This window comes from Pseudomonas sp. GB2N2 (assembly GCF_054897705.1).
The window spans coordinates 2,006,348-2,026,160 of sequence record NZ_CM142701.1 but is presented as its reverse complement, the minus strand read 5'-3'; the positions used below and the strand labels follow the sequence as shown (position 1 = coordinate 2,026,160).

The 19,813-nt window shown below is 60.8% G+C and carries 16 protein-coding genes; 7 read left to right on the top strand and 9 right to left on the bottom strand.

Translation table 11 applies throughout. From position 1 onward, the window contains the following. Positions 1-7 precede the first annotated feature (7 nt). The 6 genes from ACYZT4_RS09155 to ACYZT4_RS09130 all read right to left on the bottom strand — a co-directional run bounded on the left by ACYZT4_RS09155 (position 8) and on the right by ACYZT4_RS09130 (position 8,281). The gene (locus tag ACYZT4_RS09155; RefSeq protein WP_461987115.1) at positions 8-403 is read right to left on the bottom strand and encodes a 4Fe-4S dicluster domain-containing protein; all 396 of its coding nucleotides are present in this window, start codon (positions 401-403) and stop codon (positions 8-10) included. After that, the gene (locus tag ACYZT4_RS09150) at positions 400-2,022 is read right to left on the bottom strand and encodes an FAD-dependent oxidoreductase (RefSeq protein WP_461987113.1); all 1,623 of its coding nucleotides are present in this window, start codon (positions 2,020-2,022) and stop codon (positions 400-402) included. The genes ACYZT4_RS09155 and ACYZT4_RS09150 overlap by 4 nt, the downstream gene beginning before the upstream one ends. Before the next feature lie 532 nt (positions 2,023-2,554). Next, positions 2,555-5,023, bottom strand: coding sequence for a TonB-dependent receptor plug domain-containing protein (locus tag ACYZT4_RS09145; RefSeq protein WP_461987111.1), 2,469 nt, complete (start codon positions 5,021-5,023; stop codon positions 2,555-2,557). A 107-nt stretch (positions 5,024-5,130) separates the two neighbouring features. Next, entirely contained in the window at positions 5,131-5,991 is an 861-nt protein-coding gene (locus ACYZT4_RS09140; RefSeq protein ID WP_461987110.1) for a TauD/TfdA dioxygenase family protein, read from the bottom strand. A 101-nt stretch (positions 5,992-6,092) separates the two neighbouring features. Continuing rightward, a complete protein-coding gene (locus tag ACYZT4_RS09135; RefSeq protein ID WP_461987108.1) occupies positions 6,093-7,676 on the bottom strand; it encodes a rhodanese homology domain-containing protein in 1,584 nt (527 codons plus the stop codon). Continuing rightward, positions 7,673-8,281, bottom strand: a complete 609-nt coding sequence (locus ACYZT4_RS09130) for a cysteine dioxygenase family protein (protein ID WP_461987106.1) — start codon at positions 8,279-8,281, stop codon at positions 7,673-7,675. Before ACYZT4_RS09130 ends, ACYZT4_RS09135 begins: the two co-directional genes overlap by 4 nt. 230 nt (positions 8,282-8,511) lie before the next feature. Here ACYZT4_RS09130 and ACYZT4_RS09125 point away from each other — a divergent pair, with 230 nt between their 5' ends. Then, a complete protein-coding gene (locus ACYZT4_RS09125; protein ID WP_461987104.1) occupies positions 8,512-9,417 on the top strand; it encodes a LysR family transcriptional regulator in 906 nt (301 codons plus the stop codon). A 118-nt stretch (positions 9,418-9,535) separates the two neighbouring features. Next, entirely contained in the window at positions 9,536-10,330 is a 795-nt protein-coding gene (locus ACYZT4_RS09120; RefSeq protein ID WP_461987102.1) for a class II aldolase/adducin family protein, read from the top strand. A 128-nt stretch (positions 10,331-10,458) separates the two neighbouring features. On the opposite strand, the gene ACYZT4_RS09115 is transcribed toward ACYZT4_RS09120, so the two are convergent. Further along, positions 10,459-11,547 (bottom strand): LLM class flavin-dependent oxidoreductase, encoded by a 1,089-nt coding sequence (locus ACYZT4_RS09115; RefSeq protein WP_461987101.1) that lies wholly within the window; start codon positions 11,545-11,547, stop codon positions 10,459-10,461. 379 nt (positions 11,548-11,926) lie between these two features. Here ACYZT4_RS09115 and ACYZT4_RS09110 point away from each other — a divergent pair, with 379 nt between their 5' ends. The 5 genes from ACYZT4_RS09110 (at position 11,927) to ACYZT4_RS09090 (ending at position 17,611) form a co-directional block, all read left to right on the top strand. Then, entirely contained in the window at positions 11,927-12,811 is an 885-nt protein-coding gene (locus tag ACYZT4_RS09110; RefSeq protein WP_461987099.1) for an ABC transporter permease, read from the top strand. A 1-nt stretch (position 12,812) separates the two neighbouring features. Continuing rightward, positions 12,813-13,610 (top strand): ABC transporter ATP-binding protein, encoded by a 798-nt coding sequence (locus tag ACYZT4_RS09105; RefSeq protein WP_461987097.1) that lies wholly within the window; start codon positions 12,813-12,815, stop codon positions 13,608-13,610. A gap of 503 nt (positions 13,611-14,113) precedes the next feature. Next, positions 14,114-15,484: an LLM class flavin-dependent oxidoreductase gene (locus tag ACYZT4_RS09100; protein WP_461987095.1), complete on the top strand. Its 1,371-nt coding sequence runs from the start codon at positions 14,114-14,116 to the stop codon at positions 15,482-15,484. Positions 15,485-15,626: 142 nt separating this feature from the next. Continuing rightward, positions 15,627-16,196 (top strand): YceI family protein, encoded by a 570-nt coding sequence (locus ACYZT4_RS09095; RefSeq protein ID WP_461987093.1) that lies wholly within the window; start codon positions 15,627-15,629, stop codon positions 16,194-16,196. A 194-nt stretch (positions 16,197-16,390) separates the two neighbouring features. Next, entirely contained in the window at positions 16,391-17,611 is a 1,221-nt protein-coding gene (locus tag ACYZT4_RS09090; RefSeq protein WP_461987091.1) for an MFS transporter, read from the top strand. Between the two features lie 2 nt (positions 17,612-17,613). Here the strand turns inward: ACYZT4_RS09090 and ACYZT4_RS09085 are convergent, their stop codons facing one another. Together ACYZT4_RS09085 and ACYZT4_RS09080 are read right to left on the bottom strand one after the other, a co-directional pair. Next, positions 17,614-18,501: a LysR family transcriptional regulator gene (locus ACYZT4_RS09085; protein ID WP_461988614.1), complete on the bottom strand. Its 888-nt coding sequence runs from the start codon at positions 18,499-18,501 to the stop codon at positions 17,614-17,616. Between the two features lie 198 nt (positions 18,502-18,699). Further along, complete coding sequence (locus ACYZT4_RS09080) at positions 18,700-19,806, bottom strand: alkene reductase (RefSeq protein ID WP_461987089.1); 1,107 nt, start codon at positions 19,804-19,806, stop codon at positions 18,700-18,702. Between the last annotated feature and the right edge of the window lie 7 nt (positions 19,807-19,813).

Sequence of the window (19,813 nt, the reverse complement as noted above, 5' to 3'; positions counted from 1 at the left end):
CGTCCTTTTAGCGTGATGGGGGGGTGGGTTCAGCGGTCTCGGCAGTTATGGGGGTTACGGCAGCACCGCGAGCCAAGGCAAAAATGCCGTCCATGCGCCAGTGTTGATTGGTGAATTTCCCGTCCGCCGCCCACTCATCCCAACCGGAGTCGCGGCGGTACTGACCCAGCAGGCCGGCGTCGCGAACGGCGTCCGGATCGAGACGGCGCACCTGTTCGCAGTCCGGGTCGACGTACAGCGCATCGCTCGCGCAATACAATTCGCACATGAAACAGGTCTGGCAGGCCTGCTGATCGATGATCTGCGGTTTGGCTTCGGCATCCAGTCCCAGCGCGTTGACCGGGCAGACCTCGACGCACTTCCCGCAACCGCTGCACAGGTCCTGGTAAATCAGCTCGATCATTGGGCGCGGCCTTGTGGTTGCGAGCGGGCGGCGGTCGTTAGCGGATCGTGGCGGGTCCAGAGTTGGTCGACGCCGGCGATGCGGATATGGGCGTCGAACACAGGATTCTGTTCCGGAGTGTCGCTGCGCTGGTGCATGCCGCGGCTTTCCTTGCGTTGTTCGGCAGCGCGGTAGCACCAGCGGGCGGTGGCGGCCATGGCGGTGATTTCCCGGGCGCGCAGCGGGTTGTTCGGGTCAACCGGCAAGCCTTCACGGACCTCGTCCCAGACGGTGTCCAGTACCTGCAACGAGCGCTCGATCTGGCTGCCGGAGCGGAACAGGTTTTTATCCAGCGGGTGCACTTCGGCCTGAATGCGCTGGATCAGCTGGTTTGGCTGCGACCTGGTCGTGATCGGACGCACCTTAAAGCCAGCATCGGCAAAACCTTGCAGCGCCGAACTGTTTGAGTTTTTTTGCCGTGCCAGACGCGCGGCACCACGGCCCGCGAACTGGCCGGAGGACAAGGCCCACGCAGCGTTTTGCGCGCCGCCGCCAGAAGTGGCGCCGGCAATCAATTCACGGCTGGCGGCATCGCCGGCCGCGAACACGCCGGACACGGTGGTCTGGCAATCGTCGTCGATCACCCGCAGGCCGCCGACGCCACGGATGGTGCCTTCGGGGTGCAGGGTAACGGCGAATTTTTCGCGATAGGGATCGATGCCGCGTCGGTCGAACGGCAACATCAGGTTCGGTTGAATGCTCGGCAACTGCGCCCGAATGTGCGCCGGCACCCGATTCAGCCGGCAGTACACCGGCCCGTTGAGCAGGGCTTTGGCCAGTGCTTCGGTGAAGTCCGGACCGGTTGACAGGTGCAGGGGGCGGTCGGCGGCGTCGAAAAATTCGCCGAAGCTGTAGACCATCGAGCGGGTCATGCTGCTGCCTGCCGCCGCAATGCAGTAATAGCTGGAAAACTCCATGCCGGACAATTCGGCACCCGCTTCGGCAGCCATCAAGTGACCGTCACCGGTGTTGGTGTGGCAACCTAGTAGTCGCGAGAGGAAAGCACAGCCACCACTGGCGAGCACCACGGCGCCGGCGCGAACCTGCCAATTGCCACCCGCCTGGCGACGCCAGCCACGGGCGCCGGCCACTTCGCCTTGATCGTTGCGCAACAATTCCAGCGCCGGGCTGTGATCGAGGATGGTCACGCCGCTGTCCAGCACCAGACGCCGCATGCCGCGCAGGTATTCGGGTCCGCGCAGTCCGCGATATTGGGTCACGCCGTGTTCGTTTTGCGGGAAGTCGTAGTAGCCGGCGAGTGTTGGCAGGCTGGTCCAGGTGGTGTCGATGATCCGCGCCATCCAGCGTGCGTCGGCCAGGCCATGGGCCGTGGCCAGACGTTTGTCGATGGCGGCTTTGCGGGCGCCCGGCACTGGCGGAACCCACCAATGACCCGGGCCGGCGGTGGCCGTGACGCCGCTGGTGCCGCAAAAACCTTTGTCGACGAGTGTCACGCGGGCGCCTTCACGGGCAGCAGCAACAGCAGCCCACGTACCGGCGAGCCCGCCACCGATCACCAGCACATCGGTGACCATGTCGAGCGTCGTTTGAAGGGCGGCGTGTGCCGGGGTGATGGTCATGAAAGGCAGGCTCCAGGCAGGTCTTGATACGTTGGTTCACCTCCGCCTGGAGAAAGGGGTCGGCCTGGAATCAAAGTTATTCCTATAAAAAGCCGCTGTGAAGTTCTATTTGGTTATATGCTAATTATTAAATAATATCATTATAAAAATCGTAGATATCAATAAAATGCATTTAAAGGTTGGCCGATTATTCCTTGCCGGGTTACCCGCTGCGCAAACCTCCACTCGGCCTCCCCATCGGGCAAGCAGATCAAAATCAAAAGCCAGATCGACAGCGCGCGAGGCAGCCAGATAGCCGACTTGGCTCTCTGGTCGTACGCATTTTCCTGTAGCAGCGAGCCTGCTCGCGAAAAACGCCCAGGCAACGCGTTAATTCAGACAACATGCGTAATCGTTGACGTCCATCGCGAGCAGGCTCGCTCCTACAGGGGATAGGCGTCAGCCCGCTGTAAGAGCGGAACCAATTCCCGTCATCACCGAAAAAACGGATATGCCCCCTCAGAACTTTCCAATGGTCTGCCGGGAAATCCCGTCAAAAGTTGTACGCCACCCGCGTGTAGTAATACGCCCCGCCAAACCCAAACGGCGAGAACTGCCCGTACTTGTAGCCCCCAGCCCAATCCTGAATGCCGTTCTTGTCCGGGTACACGTTGAACAGATTATTGGCCCCCAACGCCACCGTCAGGTGCTTGGTCAGGTCGTACGCCGCATCCAGGTCAGTAATCCACTTGGCGCTGAATTTACGGTCGTTCACCGGGTTGTTGTCGCCTTCGGTGTAACTGCCGAAGCGGGTCAGCGCCAGGTTCAGGTTGTAGTCGGTGACTTTCCAGTTGGCGCCGAGGATCAGCTTCGATTGCGGCGTGGCGACCGTCAGGTCCTTCTGCAGGCGTCGATCGAACAATTGCAGGCCCGAGCCGGCGAGTTGTGCCGGGTTGTCCTGGAGTTTTTCGATCTTCGTCTGGTTCCAGTTATAGGCCGCGCTCCAGCGCACCTGACCGTATTCGTCCAGTTGCTGACGGTACTCGTTGACGATGTCGACGCCGCGGGTGCGGGTGTCAACAGCGTTGGTGTAGTACTGGGCGAAAAGACCCGGGGACAAACCATTGGCGACCAGCACCTGCGAGACCGCCGGCCCGCCCAGCAGGCTGGTGGACACGATGCGGTCGCGAATACCGATTTGATAAAGGTCGGTGGTCAGCCGATAGTTCGCCGTGGGTTCATAGGTGAAACCGAAGCTGTAGTTCAGGGATTTTTCCGGTTTGAGTTTCTCGGCGCCCAAGGCCTGGGCCTCGGGGGTGTCCACCGGCAACACCTTGACCGGCACCGAAATCTGCTGACCGTTGACCACGCCGCCGGAGGTGAAGGTCGACGAGGCGTAAATGGTCTGCGCCAGGGACGGTGCGCGGAAGCCGTTGTTGACGGTGCCGCGCAGGGCGAAAGCGTCGGTGATTTTGTAGCGCGTCGAGAACTTGCCGCTCCACGTGCTGCCGATGTCCTGGGTGTAGCGCTCATAGCGAGCGGCCGTGCCGACGTACCATTTGTCGGTGACGTCCAGGCCCAGGTCGACATAACTGGCGACGTTGCTGCGACTGATCTCCCCGGCATCCGAGGTGCTGGTTCCGTTGTAGGAGGCGAGGCCGGGCAGGGGCGTTCGGCCCGCAAAGGGACCACTGGGAATGACGTAGGTGCCGGGGGTATAGGACGCAAAGTCGCCGGCCTCGATCTGATATTTCTCCCAGCGGTACTCGAAACCGAAGGCGGCTTGCAGCGGGTTTTTCAGGCCGATGTCAAAGCCGCGATTGAAGTCGAGGTTGTTGGTCCACTGATCAAAAATCTGCGAGGCGAGGTTGAACGATGTAGGACTGGTCGGCCCCAGGGACGGGTTCAAAGTGTTGTTGGCATTGAGCGTCGAATCGTCCTCGCCCCAGGTCGAACTGGCGTCGTAGTTCCAGCCGCCGACCTCGCCCTTGAAGCCGCCCGCCACCTGAAAGTCCTTGGTGCGGTTGCGTCGCTGGGCGTGGATGCCATCGGGGTAGGGCGTGTTCGGGTCGCCCGCCAATGAGGTAATTTCGTTGGGGCGATAGTTGCCGGTGACCTTGGTGGTTTCCATGTAGCTGGCGGTGGAGAAGGAATAGAAGGTCAGGTCGTCCTGGATCGGCAGTTCGAGGTTGTAGCTGGCGTTGGTGACCTTTTCCCGGCCGAGCCCGTAGCTGGGGTTCCAGCCATGGCGGTTGACGGTCTGGTCGCGGCTGTCGGGAAAGCCGGGCGAGGAATACAGATTGCCCTTGGCGCTGTCGGTGCGGTCGAAAGGTTCCTGCTCCTTGCTGTCCAGCGCCAGGTTGGCGAAGCCGTCGTTGGGCAGTGACAAACCGTAGTTAGCGGTCTGGTGTACGGTGTCGCCGTCACCGGCGCCGTAGCGGCCGAACGAGGTTTCGGCGCTGCCGCCGCTGTCGTTTTCCTTGAGGATGATGTTGATCACCCCGGCGATCGCGTCCGAGCCGTATTGCGCCGAAGCGCCGTCACGCAGCACTTCGATATGATCGATCGCCGAGACCGGAATCAGGTCGAGGTTCACCGGTACCGCTGCCGTGCCGATGCGCGCGAGGTTGTTGATCAGCGCGGTGTTGTGCCGCCGTTTGCCGTTGACCAGCACCAGCACCTGATCGCCGGACAGCCCGCGCATGGTTATGCCACGGACCGACCAGGACGTGCCGCCGCCGTTGATCGCCGGCAGATTGAAGGAGGGCAGCAGGCGTGCGAGCAATTCCTTCAGACCGACCTTGCCGCTGGCCTGCAATTGCTCGGCGCTGATCACGTCGATTGGCGACGGGCTGTCGGTGACGGTTCGCGGCTGGCCACCGCGATTGCCGGTCACCACCACGGTACTCAGGGTCTTGTCCGGTTCGGCGGTTTCGGCGTGGGCCTGGAGGCTGGCGGCCAGCAGGCTGAAGGCAGCGACTGCGTAGTAATCGTATTTCACTCGGGGGCTTGATGAGCACATGACGCGAATTCCTGGGAGCTTGCACGCGCAGGGAAACCCACCCCAGTAGGCGCGAGCGTGCTCGTGCCAACTGGGCTCGGATTGCCGGGGACTATTTAAAGGAAAGATCAGGCCGCGTTGGCGCGTTTTACCCGATGCGGAATGTCGTCATAAGCGATCAGCACCCGTTCCATGCGGCGCGGATAATCGCCGTAGTTGTAGACCGGGTAGTGCAGTGTCGAGCGGTTGTCCCAGAACGCTACGGAATGTTCACGCCATTTGAAGCGCACCTGGTGTTCGGGTTTGTTGAACTCCAGCAGCAGGCGCTCGATGAGTTGCTTGCTTCTTTGCGGGGTCCAGCCAATCACCGAGGGGTTCTGCGAGAAGTTGATAAACAGCCCGTCTTCACCGGTTTCCGGGTGGGTGCGCACCAGCGGGTGGGCCAGGATCGGGTAGTCGTAGCCGACCTTGTCCAAAGCCTTCTTGAAGTCGTGGACTACGTGCAGGTTATCGATTTCATCCCGCAGGTCATCCGGCAACGCGCGATAGACCGCGCCTGTGTCAGCCCACACGGTGTCGCCGCCCACTGGCGGCAAGTCCACCGCGCGCAACACGGCGCCGAGGGTCGGACGCAACAGCCAGCTGGTATCGGTGTGCCAGCGACCGCTGATTCTCGGGCCGTAGAGTTTGCGTTCGTCCTGCGCTTCGATCAGGTGCGCTTGCGGCTGCGCCGTGTCGTTTTGCTGGGTGGTCGGGTGCACGTAGAGCTCGCCAAATTCACGGGCGAATGCGATCTGCTGCTCGGTGCTGATGTGCTGGTCGCGAAAGAAAATCACTTTATGTTCGAGCAACAGGCTGCGTAGTTCATCGCGCAGTGCGGGCGCCAGCGGCTGGCGCAAATCAATGCCGGCAATTTCCGCGCCGAGGGTCGGTTCCAGACGGGTGACGTGCAGGGTGGAGGCGTGGGTATGTTGCAGGACTGCGGACATGAATTTTTCCTCTCGGTTGTCGGTTCAGCCTCCGCCTGGAGAGGGGTCGGATGTTTGGTGAGCGGCCCCTGCGTCCTTCAAGACGCAGGGGCGTGGGTGATTCAGATCACGAAAAAGCCGTGGGTGCCGTCGCGGGCCAGTTGGTCCACCAGCCCGAACTCCCAGTCCAGGTAGGCTTGCATGGCTTCGCGAGGGTTATCGGTGCCCTCGTAAGGTCGGCGATAACGGTCGATGCGCGGCGAGGCCAGGTGACTTTCGCATTCTTCCAGTGGCAGTTGTGCAGCGAGCCAGCTGGCGGTGCCGTCCTTGAGCAAAAATACCGGTTTGCCGGTCAGGGCCGCGACTTCGGCAACGGCGAATCGCGCCAGCTGACTGCTGCCACACGTCAGCACATAACGTTGTGCCGCCGGGATGTTCGCCAGCGCTTCGGACAACTGGCTGCGCAAGGCCCACCACGCACCGGGGATATGGCGTTTGACGTAGTTGGCGCTGCTGGTGAAATCGATGACCGCGCTGTCGCCATGGGTCAGCCATTCAGCCAGAGTCGCGGGGCTGATTTCCTCGGCTTGTTGCGAGGGCGGCACCGGCGCTTTCCAACTGCCTTCTTCGCTGAAGTGCGCCGGTTGCACGTCATCCAATACATGCACCTCCCAGCCCAATTGCGACAGCCAGGAGGCCGACATGTTGGCGCGCACGCCGTCGTCATCCACCAGCACCAGACGCGCGCCGCGCACACTGGCGAAGTGATCGGTTTCCTGGACCAGTTGCCCGCCGGGTGTCGAGCGGGAGGCGGGCAGGTGACCGGCTTCGAATTCTTCCGGGGTGCGGACGTCGAACAGGTACGTGCTGCGAGTGGTTTCCTGTTGCCAGCGTTGCAGGTCAGCGAGGCTGGCACGCCCGACCAGTGCCGTGTCGGCGACCCGTCGTGCGTCCTGGGCGGCGACGTGTCGATGTTCTTCGCTGGTCGGGGCAAACCGGCGCGATTGACCGTGCTGTAGCGTTTGCCCGGCCAGGGTCCAGCCGATGGTGCCGTTGCGCAGGGCCGACACCGGGTTGGCGATGCCCGAGTTGATCAGCGATTGCGTGCCGATGATGCTGCGGGTGCGACCGGCGCAGTTGACGATGATCCGTGTGGCCGGGTCCGGCGCCAGTTCGCGGGCGCGCAACACCAACTCGGCGCCCGGTACGCTGATGCCGGTGGGAATGCTCATGGTCTGGTATTCATCGAAGCGCCGGGCGTCGAGCACTACCACATCGGCTTCACTGTCGAGCAGCGCCTGGACTTCTTCTGCGGCCAGGGACGGTGTGTGCCGCTGGCTTTCGACCAGTTCGCCGAACGCTTTGCTCGGTACGTTGACGTCGATGAACAGTTCGCCACCGTCGATGCGCCAACCCTCCAGACCGTTTTTCAGCAAGCTGACACTGACGTAGCCCAGGCCTTGCAAGCGCTGGGCGGCGATCTTCGCCAGGCCTTCGCCGTTGTCGTACACCGTCACCGGCGTGTCGAGCCGCGGAATCCGCGAATACACCTCAAGCTCCAGTTTTGACAGGGGAATATTGGCTGCGAACAGCGGGTGCGATTCGGCGAAGGGCGCCTCTTCACGCACATCCACCAGCGCCAGTTCTTCATGGTTCAGCAGGGCCTTGCGAATTTCAGCGTAGGAGCGAATGGGTGCGGTGCTCATAGGGCTTGGCTCTCTTTGGACAAATCCCAGATATTGGGCAGATAGGCGTTGGAATAACCGGAGATGAACAATTTTTCGCTGCCGTCCGGCTGATACACCGCGCGGCGTACGGCACCGATGTTGGCGCCGTAGACGTGGATGCTGATGGAGGCCTGATCGTCGAAGGCGTTACTGACTTGATGAATATCACCGACCTTGGGCGACACCGCTTCAACCTGGCCGGGCCGCAAGTGCACCGGCTTGCCTTCGGCGATCAACGAGCCGTCGGTGTGACGGGCAAAACCTTGCGAGAATTCCGCGCCGCGCAACATGCCGATCAAACCCCACACCCGGTGATCATGGATCGGTGTGCGTTGTCCGGGCCCCCAGACAAAACTGACGACGCTGAACCGCTGCCGGGAGTCGGCGTGCAGCAGGAATTGTTGATAGCGTTCGGGATCTGGCTGGGCAAATTCTTCAGGCAGCCAGTCGTCGTGACTGACCAACTGCGACAACAGCTTGCCCCCGCGATGCAACAGATCACCCTCACGAGGGTTGCTGTCGATCAATTCTGCCAAGGCGCCGATGAATGCTCTGAGTCTTTCCGGGTGTCGGACCTGGGTCATGGCGATTCCATTGTTCGGGATGAAACGTCGATGTCATGATTTAAGCATAATGATTTTAGTTAATATGCTATTTTTTAATGATTAGGTTATAGCTGAATGGAATTTCAATCCGTTCTATATGAGGCTTCGCGTTATCAAAGCCTGGCGTGCTCGCTTCGGGCTATCCAGATTCAAACAATAGAACTATGCTTTTCAGACATCTTATTGACTGTTCTCTATGTGCGGGCCAAATGAAAATTGATGATATCGATGCCTTTGTAGAGGTGATTCGTTGCCAGTCCATCAGCCATGCCGCCGAGTCGTTGCAGCTGACTCAGCCGGCGATCACGCGGCGCGTGCAGAACTTCGAGCAGGCGCTGGGCGTTGAATTGTTCGATCGCAATACCAAGCCGTTGCGGCCGACCCTGATCGGCACGCGGGTGTACGAACAATGCCGTCTGATCCTGCGCGAAATGGATGCGTTGCGCGAGCTGGTTGCGACCGACGCACCACCCACCGGGCTGTTGCGCCTGGGGGTTCCGCAAACCATCGGCGACGTCGTGTTGCTCGATGCGCTGAAGCATCTGCGTACCGAATACCCGGAGTTGCGCGCCCAAGTGGCCACGGGGTGGGGCAGTCAATTGGTCGGCAAGATCGAGCGCGGCGAACTGGATGCTGCCGCCGCACTGTTCCCGGCCGGGAAGATTTTCCCGGACAACATTGTCGGTGAGTCGATCGGCAAGATGGAGCTGGTGGTGGTCTGTGCCAAGGCGCAATTGCCCAAGCGCCCCTGCAAGCTGGCCGACGTTTACCAGAGTGGCTGGATTCTCAACCCTGATGGTTGCGGCTTCCGCGCCGGTTTGCAACGCACCCTGTCGGACCAGGGCCTGGCGCTGCGGGTGAACCTGGAAACGTTCGGCACCGAGTTGCAGTTGGGGCTGGTGGCGGACGGTCTGGGCCTTGGCCTGGTCCCGCGCCCGTTGCTGGAGCGCAGTGCGCATTTCGAACAACTGGCCGCCATGCCGCTGAAGGATTTCAAACCGGTGATGGACCTGTGGCTGATCTACCCGCATTTTCTCGGCAACCTGCAAGGGCCGGTCGACGCCTTTGGCAAACTGGTCGCGGCCTCGCTGCAGAAGATCAAGCTGGCCGCATGAGCGGCATAACATAATAAAAAAAAATGATAATTAGCTTAGATTAAAATGTGCTTTTTATTATTTTTTGGCTTGTCATAGGCTGGGTGGAGATTCTTAAGGCCATCCAGGAAGTTTTGCCATGAGCAGCGTCAGTCCCTTGTCCAGCGCTTCAAAAAATGTTCGTCAACGCGTCAGCCCGGAAGAATGGGAAGTGCGCGTGAAACTGGCCGCCGCCTACCGGCTGGCGGCCTTGTTCAAGTGGACCGATCACATCTACACCCACTTCTCTGCACGGGTGCCGGGGCCCGAGGAACATTTCCTGATCAATGCCTTTGGCCTGTTGTTCGACGAAATCACCGCCTCCAACCTGGTCAAGGTCGACATCGACGGCACCCTCGTCGATGACCCCAGCGGATTGGGCATCAACTACGCCGGTTATGTGATTCACAGCGCCATTCATGGTGCACGTCCGGACCTGCAAGCCGTCCTGCACACTCACACTCGCGATGGCATCGCCGTGTCCGCCCAGCGCGACGGGCTGTTGCCGATCTCCCAGCATTCCATCGGTTTTTCCGGGCGCGTGGCCTATCACGGCTACGAAGGCATCGCCCTCGACCTCGACGAGCGCGAGCGCCTCGTGGCGGATCTGGGGGATAAAAGCGTGCTGATCCTGCGCAATCACGGCCTGCTCACGGCGGGCGTCAGTGTTGAACATGCGTTCCAGCAACTGCAGCAACTGGAGCGCGCCTGCAACATACAAATCGCCGCCCAGGCTGGCGGTAACGCCGAGCTGATCTTCCCGCCGGCCGAGGTCGTGGCCAAGGTCGAGGCGCAGGCTAAAGTGTTCGCCAGCGGCGAAGGGCCGGGTGTTGCACGGCACTGGAATGCGCTGGTTCGGCAGCTGGAGCGTAGCGATACCGAATACAAAAACTGACCCGAGTGAACGCAGGACTCTCGTGGGAGTGAGCCTGCTCGCGATGGCGGTCTGTCAGCCAACAATGAAGTTGAATGTGCAGGCCTCTTCGCGAGCAGGCTCGCTCCCAAATTTGAGACTTATTGCATTCAGGCGACTTTTTCTGCTGCCTGCCGTTCGCGCTCGGCCACCAGTTGGCGGGTCAACGGGATCAGGCGTTTTCCGTAGTCGATGGCGTCGTTGAGTGGGTCGAAGCCGCGGATCAGGAAGGTGGTGATGCCCAGGTCGTAGTAGTCGAGCAGGGCTTCGGCCACTTGTTCCGGGGTGCCGACCAGTGAAGTCGAGTTGCCTTGAGCACCCAGCAGGCCGGCGATTCCGGTCCACAGGCGCTTGTCCAGGCGCGAACCTTGAGCCGCAGCGGCCAGCAGGCGTCGAGAGCCTTCGTTCGGCGGTTCGCGACGGACAAAACCGTTTTGCTCGGCCAGTGCAGTGGCTTGTTGCAGAATGCGCTCGGCCCGTTCCCAGGCCAGCGCTTCGGTGTCCGCCAGAATAGGGCGCAGCGACAGGCTGAAGCGAATGCTGCGCCCATGCTTGGCCGCCTCGACGCGCACCTGGTTTACCACTTCACGCACCTGTTCGTAGGTCTCACCCCACAGCGCATAAACATCGGCATGCTTGCCCGCCACCTCGATGGCCGCTGCCGACGAACCGCCGAAATACAGCGGAATGTGCGGCAGCTGTGGCGACTTCACGGACGAGTGTGCGCCCTCGAACTGGTAATACTTGCCCTCAAAGTCGAAGGGTTTGTCACGGGTCCATTCCCGGCGAAGCACCTCCAGGTACTCGTCGGTGCGAGCATAACGCTCGTCCTTGCCGATGTAGCTGCCGTCGGCCCGCAACTCACGGTCATCGCCGCCGGTGATGATGTGCACGGCGGTACGCCCACCATTGAATACATCGAGGGTATTGAACTGCCGCGCAGCCAGTGTCGGCGCCGCAAACCCTGGCCGATGGGCAATCAAGAACTTCAGTTTTTTCGTCACGCTGGCCGCATGCGAGGCAATCAACGTGCTGTCCGGGCTGTTGGAATGGAACGCCACCAGCGCCCGGTCAAACCCGGCCTCTTCGTGGGCGCGGGCGACTTTCTCGACGTGTTCCGGTTGCAGCGTCGGACCGCTGCGTGGGTGGATTTCCGAAGAATGGTGGCCGCCAATGTAGCCGATGAATTCAATGCTCATGCTCAGTTCCTTGTCGTTGTCCGGGTGCCATGGATGCCTCCTCCTTGCGTGGGGTCGGACAGTGGTGCTGAAAGTAGGCGCACGCGGGCCAGCTGTGAAATGCCGTTTTGATCTAAGTTAATTATTAAAATAAAGAATCATGATTGCTAGTCAATATCACAATTAAGCATTTTAAGCTGCCTGCAATCTCGCTCGGACGTGCAGAAGAGAACGTCTAATTATTATGCAAATAATTTATCTAGCGTGGGTTCGATCTGATTTTTAATCATATTAGGTTATTCCCAAAAAGACTTTCACTGAGGTTTTTTATGCGATTAGCATGAAACCCAAGCTGATACACGGCGCCTTTAGCCGTGTTCTTTATGAGGAAGGACGCCTGATGACCGAAAAGTCGTTTGATACACAGAGCGCTGGCAGCTCTTTTTCCGTCAATAAGGCCGCTCGCCAGCCGAGTGATCTCGACGGGGCATCAAGGCTGATCCCGAACGGGCTGCGCAACTGGCGCACACCTGAAGTGCTGCTGCGCTTGCTCAGCCCCATCGCGTTGCTGCTGTTGTGGGAACTGGCCTCGCAGCTCGGGTTGATCCCACAGCGCGTCATTGCCGCGCCTTCCCAAATCGGCGGCACGCTGTGGACGATGATCGTTTCCGGCGAGCTGGGGAAACATTTGCTGGTCTCGCTGCAACGAGCGCTGCTGGGCTTGAGCATCGGCGTCAGCATCGGTGTTGTCGCCGCGTTGATCACCGGGCTGTCGAAGCGCGGTGAGGTGATCCTCGATTCGCCGATGCAGATGCTGCGGACCATTCCGTCGCTGGCGCTGGTGCCGCTGTTCATCCTCTGGTTCGGCATCGGCGAGTTCACCAAGATTGCCCTGATCGTGACCGGCACGACCTTTCCGGTGTACCTCAATCTGTTCGCCGGGATTCGCAACATCGATCCCAAACTGATTGAGGCGGCCAACACCCTCGGCCTCAATCGCCGGGAGTTGATCTGGCACGTGATCCTGCCGGGCTCCTTGCCTTCGTTCTTTGTCGGCCTGCGTTATTCGCTGGGGATTTCCTGGCTGGCACTGGTGTTCGTCGAGCAGATCAACACCACCGCCGGCATTGGCTACCTGGCCAGTGACGCGCGGGATTTCATGCGCACCGATGTGATCGTGATCTGCCTGCTTATTTACAGCGTCCTCGGCTTATTGATCGACGGACTGATCCGCACGCTGGAGCGTTTTGCCCTGGCCTGGCGCCCATCTTTTGTGAGGAATTGATATGTCGAGCACCGATTTTCTGGACGCGTCCAAAGTCGCGCAGTCAACCGCGCCAGTACAACTGCGCAATGTCGTGCGCCAGTTCGGTCAGCAGCGGGTGATCGACGGCCTCGACCTCGACATCGCCCCCGGCGAGTTTGTCGCGTTGCTCGGGGCCAGCGGCTCGGGCAAGACCACCTTGCTGCGCAGCCTGGCCGGGCTCGACAGCATCGACAGCGGCCAGCTGTTAGTGCCCAAGGCGCGGGCCGCGGTGTTCCAGGAACCGCGCTTGATGCCCTGGAAGCGCGCCTGGAAAAACGTGGTGCTCGGTTTGCGCACTCCCGACGCCAAGGCGCGAGCGATCCAGGCCTTGACGGAAGTGGGCCTGGCCCATCGACTGGATGCCTACCCGGCAACGCTGTCCGGTGGCGAGGCGCAGCGCGTCGCCCTGGCCCGCGGCCTGGTGCGCGAGCCCAAGTTGTTGCTGCTGGATGAACCCTTCGCCGCGCTCGATGCGTTGACGCGGATTCGCATGCATCGGCTTATCATCGAGTTGTGGCGCAAACATACGCCCGCGGTGCTGCTGGTGACTCATGACGTGGACGAAGCAATCCTGTTGGCCGATCGCGTGATCGTGCTGGCCGACGGCAAGATCGCCGAGCAATTGACCATCGACTTGCCCCGTTCCCGGAATACCGGGCAAGCGGGTTTTCAGGAGATTCGCGCACGCCTGCTGAGCTTGTTGGGGGTAGAGGTGGAGAGCACTGCACCGGTGCAGCAAGCGTCACACAGCGCCGTCCGACGCTTCGCCCATGGTTGATACCGACTTCGGTGCAAGTGACACACGCGCCGTTCAATCGCCGTGCGTAGTCCTCTGATTCACCCAACCGCCTGTAGCCGCTGGCGCAGCCTGCGTTCGGCTGCGCAGCAGTCGTGAAATCAGCCGCCGGGGTCTCGCTGAATGACCGCAATTGTCGGTTTTACGACGGCTGCGCAGCCGAACGCAGGCTTCGCCAGCGGCTACAACTGCTCATCTCAGGACGTGCCTTGGCGTAGCGGTTGCTGGTCAGTTAATAACGCTTGTAACTCGTCAGACCGGTGCCATCGGCAGGGTGCGAGTCGGCAGTTGACGTAAGCTGGCACGTGCGACGGAATGTTCGTGAAGGGTGGATGTGCTATGCAAATAGAGAATATAAACAATAAATATCATTATTTAAATTTATAATTAGGTTAGATCAACAAAGCATTTCACAAGGCAATTTGCAGCGCATAAAGTCAGCTTCCACAGGACAGAAAAGCTGTCATCTTCGGGGGAATATCCAGATGTCCACTGCACCACGACAACTCAGGTTCGGCGCGATCCTCACCGGCGTCGGCACTGCTCAGAATGAATGGCTGCACCCGGAAATACCCGGCGACGCCAGTGTCGATATCGACTGGTATCGCCAGCAGGCGCAGCAAGCCGAAGCGGCAAAGTTTGACTTGGTCTTCATTGTCGACAGCCCCTACATCACACCGGATTCAGCACCGCATTTCCTCAATCGCCTGGAGCCCCTGACGCTGCTGTCGGCCGTGGCCGGCGCGACGTCGAAGATCGGCCTGGTCGCCACGCTGACGACGTCCTACACCGAACCGTTCAACGTCGCTCGCCAATTCGCTTCGCTGGACCTGATCAGTGGTGGCCGGGCGGGCTGGAACGTGGTCACCACCGGTCTTGAAGGCGCCGCCGGGAATTTCGGGCGTGAACAGCACATCGACCACACCGAGCGCTATCGCCGGGCCGGCGAACACCTGCAAGTGGTGCAGGGATTGTGGGATTCCTACGAAGACGATGCTTTTGTGCGCGACAAGCAGAGCAAGGTGTTCCTCGACCCGCAGCGCCTGCATCGCCTCGATCACCAAGGCGAGTTCTTTTCGGTCACCGGGCCGCTGAATATCGCCCGTTCGGCGCAAGGCCAGCCGGTGATTTTCCAGGCCGGGATATCCGAATCCGGGCGTAACCTGGCGGCGAACTTTGCCGAAGGTATTTTCGCTGGCGTCGACAATTTCGAGGACGCCCGCGCCTACTATCAGGACATCAAGCAACGCACCGCGGCGGCCGGGCGCAACCCCGATCACGTGACCATTTTGCCGGGGATCGCGCCGATCATTGCCGACACCGACGAGCAGGCCCAGGCCATCGACCGAGAACGCAACGGCGAGCTCGACCTGCACAAGGCATTGGTGCAACTGGGCCGTCCGTTCAACTACCACGACTTCTCGCAATATCCTCTCGACGAACCTTTCCCGGACCTCGGTGATCTGGGCAGCAACGGTTATCGCGGCCACGCCGAACACATCAAGCAAGTGGCGCGCGATCAGAGACTGACCCTGCGCCAGGCTGCGCTGCGTTTTGCGGCACCATTTTCGAATTTTGTCGGCTCGCCGAAAACCGTTGCGGATGAGATCGAACGCTGGTTTGTCGAAGGCGCTGTCGATGGCTTCAACATCCGCGTCGGCGCACCCGGCGAATTCGCCCGGTTCACCAACGAAGTCCTGCCGCTGCTGCGTGAGCGCGGCCTGTTCCGCAGCGAATACAGCCACAGCACGTTGCGCGGTCATCTCGGTTTGCCGGTGCCGGTCAATCGCCACAGTGCCGCTCGCGATGCGCAGGCGGACACGCACAGCGAGCCGCTTCTGGCCGTGGGCGCGTAGCCGAGGCCTTCACATTCGATAGCCGCTGAGTCAGGCGCGTGCCTGGCCAGTGGCGCAAATGAGTAATCTTTGCTTTAGTCCACCTGTGGCGGGCCTGCGTACACAGCCTCAATGCAAACGGGAACCCCGCCCGGAGTGTCCCATGAGCCCTCGATTTACGCATTCCGCCGTTTGGGTGACCGCGCTGTTTTTCGGCGTTTTGGCTGGCGCCGATGCCGCGCAATACCGGCAGGTCAATGCGACCGCCAGCACCCTGTCCTTCACGTATGACCAGTTCAGTTCGCGGGTCTACGGTACGTTCAGCCAATTCGAAGGCACGCTGGATTTCGACACGGCGAACCCGTCGGCGGCGCACGCCGGGCTGACAATCCAGCTCAATAGCATCGATGCCGGCAGCAGTGACGCCAACGAAGAATTGAAAAAGCCTGCCTGGTTCGACACGGCCAATGCGCCCGTGGCGACCTTTGAATCTACCTCAGTGAAAGGGTTGGGTGCCGACCGCTACACGATCACGGGCAACCTCACCCTCAAGGGCATCACCCACAAGGTCGATGTGCCGGTGCTGCTGAAAGTCGAGAGCGCCATCGGCATCTTCGATGGGCAGCTGACGCTCAAGCGCAGCGACTTCAAGATCGGTGCGGGCGAGTTCGCGGACACGGTGGTTTCGGACGACATCAACATCCGCTTTCGCATGGTTGCGCCGCAGCAGTAGTGAGAAGGCGGTATGCCTGACGCACCGCGTCGCAAGGATCGCCAGCAAGCCGGCTCCGACGGGTTTGGTGTTGTGTCAGGGTGCCTTATCGCGCATTACGGAACAATTGATCCAGAGTGATCGGAGCGCCGGCCTGTTTTTCCGCAGGGGCGAGATACCTAGCATGGCTCCACTCATTACAGTGGAGCTTTCCCATGAACGATTTGCAGGCCTTACCGGTCGGCGCTGCGCTTGCGCAACCGCAGTCATCCTCCTGGCGCGACTGGCTTTCGGTGTTTTCCGTGGCCCTTGGTGCTTTCGCGTTTGTGACCAGCGAATATTTGCCGGTGGGTATCCTGCCGCAGATCGCCAACAGCCTGAGCATCACCGATGGCGTGGCGGGGTTGATGGTTACCGTGCCGGGGATTGTCGCGGCGATTTCCGCGCCGGCGATCATGCTGGGGGCAGGGCGGATGAACCGTCGTCATTTGTTGCTGCTGTTGACGCTGTTACTGGTGGTCTCGAACCTGGTGTCGGCCATCGCGCCCTCGCTGCCGATCATGTTGTTGGGCCGGGCGTTGTTGGGTGTAGCGCTGGGCGGGTTCTGGGCGGTGGCGATTGCCGTGGCTGCGCGCTTGGTCAGTGAATCCAAAGCGGCCAAGGCCACCGCGTTGATCTTCGCCGGGATCACATTAGCGACGGTGTTTGGCGTGCCGCTCGGGACGTTTCTCAGCACGCTGTTGTCCTGGCGCATTTCGTTCATCGTTACGGCCGGGCTGGCGCTGGTGGCGTTGCTCGCGCAAGGGCTGACCTTGCCCACGCTGCCTTCGAGTGAAGGGTTGCGCGTGCGTGCGCTGCTGGATTTCCTCGCACGCAAAAACGCTCGACGCAGCATGTTGCTGTTGGCGCTGGTGGTGGCGGCGCACTTTTCGGCCTACACCTACATCGCGCCGTTCCTGAGCCGCGAAGCGGGCTTTTCGGCGAGCGCGATCACTTCGGTGCTGCTCGGTTTCGGCCTGGTCGGGATGTTGGCCAATTTCGCCATGGCCAGCGGTGTGGCCCGGCATCTGCGCGCCTCATTGGGCGCGGTGGTGGTGCTGATGATCATTGCGCAACTGGCCTTGCCACAATTGCAGGGTATGGGTGTGGTGCTGGCGGTGTTGCTGTGGGGTATTGCTTACGGCGCGATTCCATTGGGCGTCAGCACCTGGATGCAACTGACCTCGCCGCAATTGCCGGAAGCCAGCTCGGCGATGCTGGTCACCATGTTTCAGGTGGCCATCGCTTCAGGTTCGCTGTTCGGTGGCTTGATGGTTGATCATCAGGGTGTGCCTTCAGCGCTGTGGCTAGGCGCCGGCATCGGCTTGTTGGGCCTGGCGCTGATGCTCAGTTTCGGCGTCGGCAAAACCCCGATTGCCGAAACCCTGCAACGCTGAGTTCAGCCCTTGAGAATGTTGTCTTTGAAGTAGTCGATCAATACACGCAACCGGGGTGCGGTTTGTTTGGACGCAGGCCAGAGCATCCACAGGTTGCCGCTGTGATCCGTAAAGTCCTCCAGCACCACCTTCAGCCTGCCGTCGGCCAACGGCTGGCGGATTGAAAAATCCGGCAGGCAGGCAATCCCCACCCCATCAATCGCCAAGTACGTCAGCGGGTCCATCGTGGTGCAGGTCATCGACTTCGCCAGGTTCGGCTCGATGTGCGTCTCGCCAATACGCAGCGGCCAACGCTCGACCATCCCCGTCGCCGGAAACTTGTGCAGCAGGCACACGTGGTGGATCAGATCATTCGGATGCACCGGCTCGCCGTGTCGTTCCAGGTACGCAGGCGACGCGACCAGTTGCAACTGATAACCCCCCAGTTTGCGTGCCATCAACCGCGAATCTTGCGGCGCGCCGGTGCGGATCACCGCGTCGAAACCTTCTTCGATCACGTCGACCATACGGTCGGACATGTCCACGTCCAGCTCGATGTCCGGGTAGGCGCGGATGAATCCCGCCAGCACCGGCATGATCAGCACGTTCTGGATCGGCACGCTGATGCGCACTTTGCCCCGGGGATTGGCAGACAGTTCCAGCAGCTCCATTTCCGCCGCTTCCACTTCACTGAGGATGCGTTTGCAGCGGTCGAGGAACAGCTCGCCCTCGGTGGTCAGGGTGACGCTGCGGGTGCTGCGATGGAACAGCCGCACGCCCAGACGTTCCTCCATCCGCGCCACGCTTTTGCCCACCGCCGACGCGGAGATCTCCAACTGACGACCGGCTTCGGTGAAGCTGCGGGTTTCAGCCACCTGAATGAAGGCGGTGATGCCGCTGAGGCTGTCCATCATGGGAAGGTGTGCTCGATGCGGGGAGGGTTGCTGCAGAGTAGAGCGGGGCGGGGGATTTGCAAAGCGGGAGTGAGATGGGTTTTTTCAGGAGAATCGAGTTGCCCCATTCGCGAGCAAGCCCGCTCCCACATTAGAACGCAGTCGAATGTGGAAGCGGGCTTGCTCGCGAAGGCGGCTTAACAGTCAGCGTAAATGTCAGGCAGTCGCTTGATAAAACGGATAATCAGTAAACCCCACCTCATCACCGCCATAGAACGTGTCACGGTCATAAGCATTCAACGGCCGGTCATGCCGAATGCGCTCCGGCAGATCCGGGTTGGCAATGAAATCCCGCCCAAACGCCACCAGGTCCGCATCGCCCGCCAGCAGAATTTGCTCTGCCGAGGCTGCTGTAAAACCGCCGGCCGCGATGATCACACCGTCGTAGTGACGACGAATCAATTGCGCTGCTACCGGATTCTGATCTTTGCTTTCATCAATCGAGTTGCCCAGAACACGCGGCTCGATCAAGTGCAGGTACGCCAGTTTCATCGTTGCCAGTTGCTCGGCGACGTAGACAAACAGCGCCTCTGGGTTACTGTCCTTCATGTCGCCGAAATTCCCGCTTGGCCCCAGACGCACCGCCACCCGATCACTGCCCCAGACCGAAATCACTTCGCGGGTGATGTCCAGCAGAAAGCGTGCGCGCTTGGCGATGGTGCCACCGTAGGCGTCGGTGCGAAGGTTGCTGCCGTCCTGCAGGAACTGGTCGATCAAATAGCCGTTGGCGCCGTGGATTTCCACGCCGTCAAAACCGGCTTCCAGACCCCGTTGCGCAGCACTGCGAAAATCTTCGATCAGCGCCACGACGTCCGCTTCGCTGAGTGCGCGGTGCGGTGTGCTCGGCACCCAGCCGCTGGCGGTGTAGGCCACGCCGTCATAGTCCACGGCCGAAGGGGCTACCGGCTGTGCGCCGCCAGGCTGCATGTCGCTGTGGGACTGGCGACCGGCGTGAAACAGTTGCAGGAAAATCTTGCCTCCCTTGGCATGGACCGCCTCGGTGATGACCTTCCAGCCGGGGATTTGTGCATCGTTGTAAAGGCCCGGCGAACCGAGGTAGCCGTTGCCAGTGGTGGAAACCACGGTCGCTTCGGAAATGATCAGGCCGCCGTCGGTGGCCCGCTGCGAGTAGTACTCGGCCATCAACGCCCCGGGCAAGTCACCGGGCTCGGAACGCATGCGGGTCAACGGTGCCATGACCACGCGGTGGGAGAGCGGGTTCGGGCCAATCTTGATCGGGGAAAGCAGGGTAGGGTGATTCATGGTGACC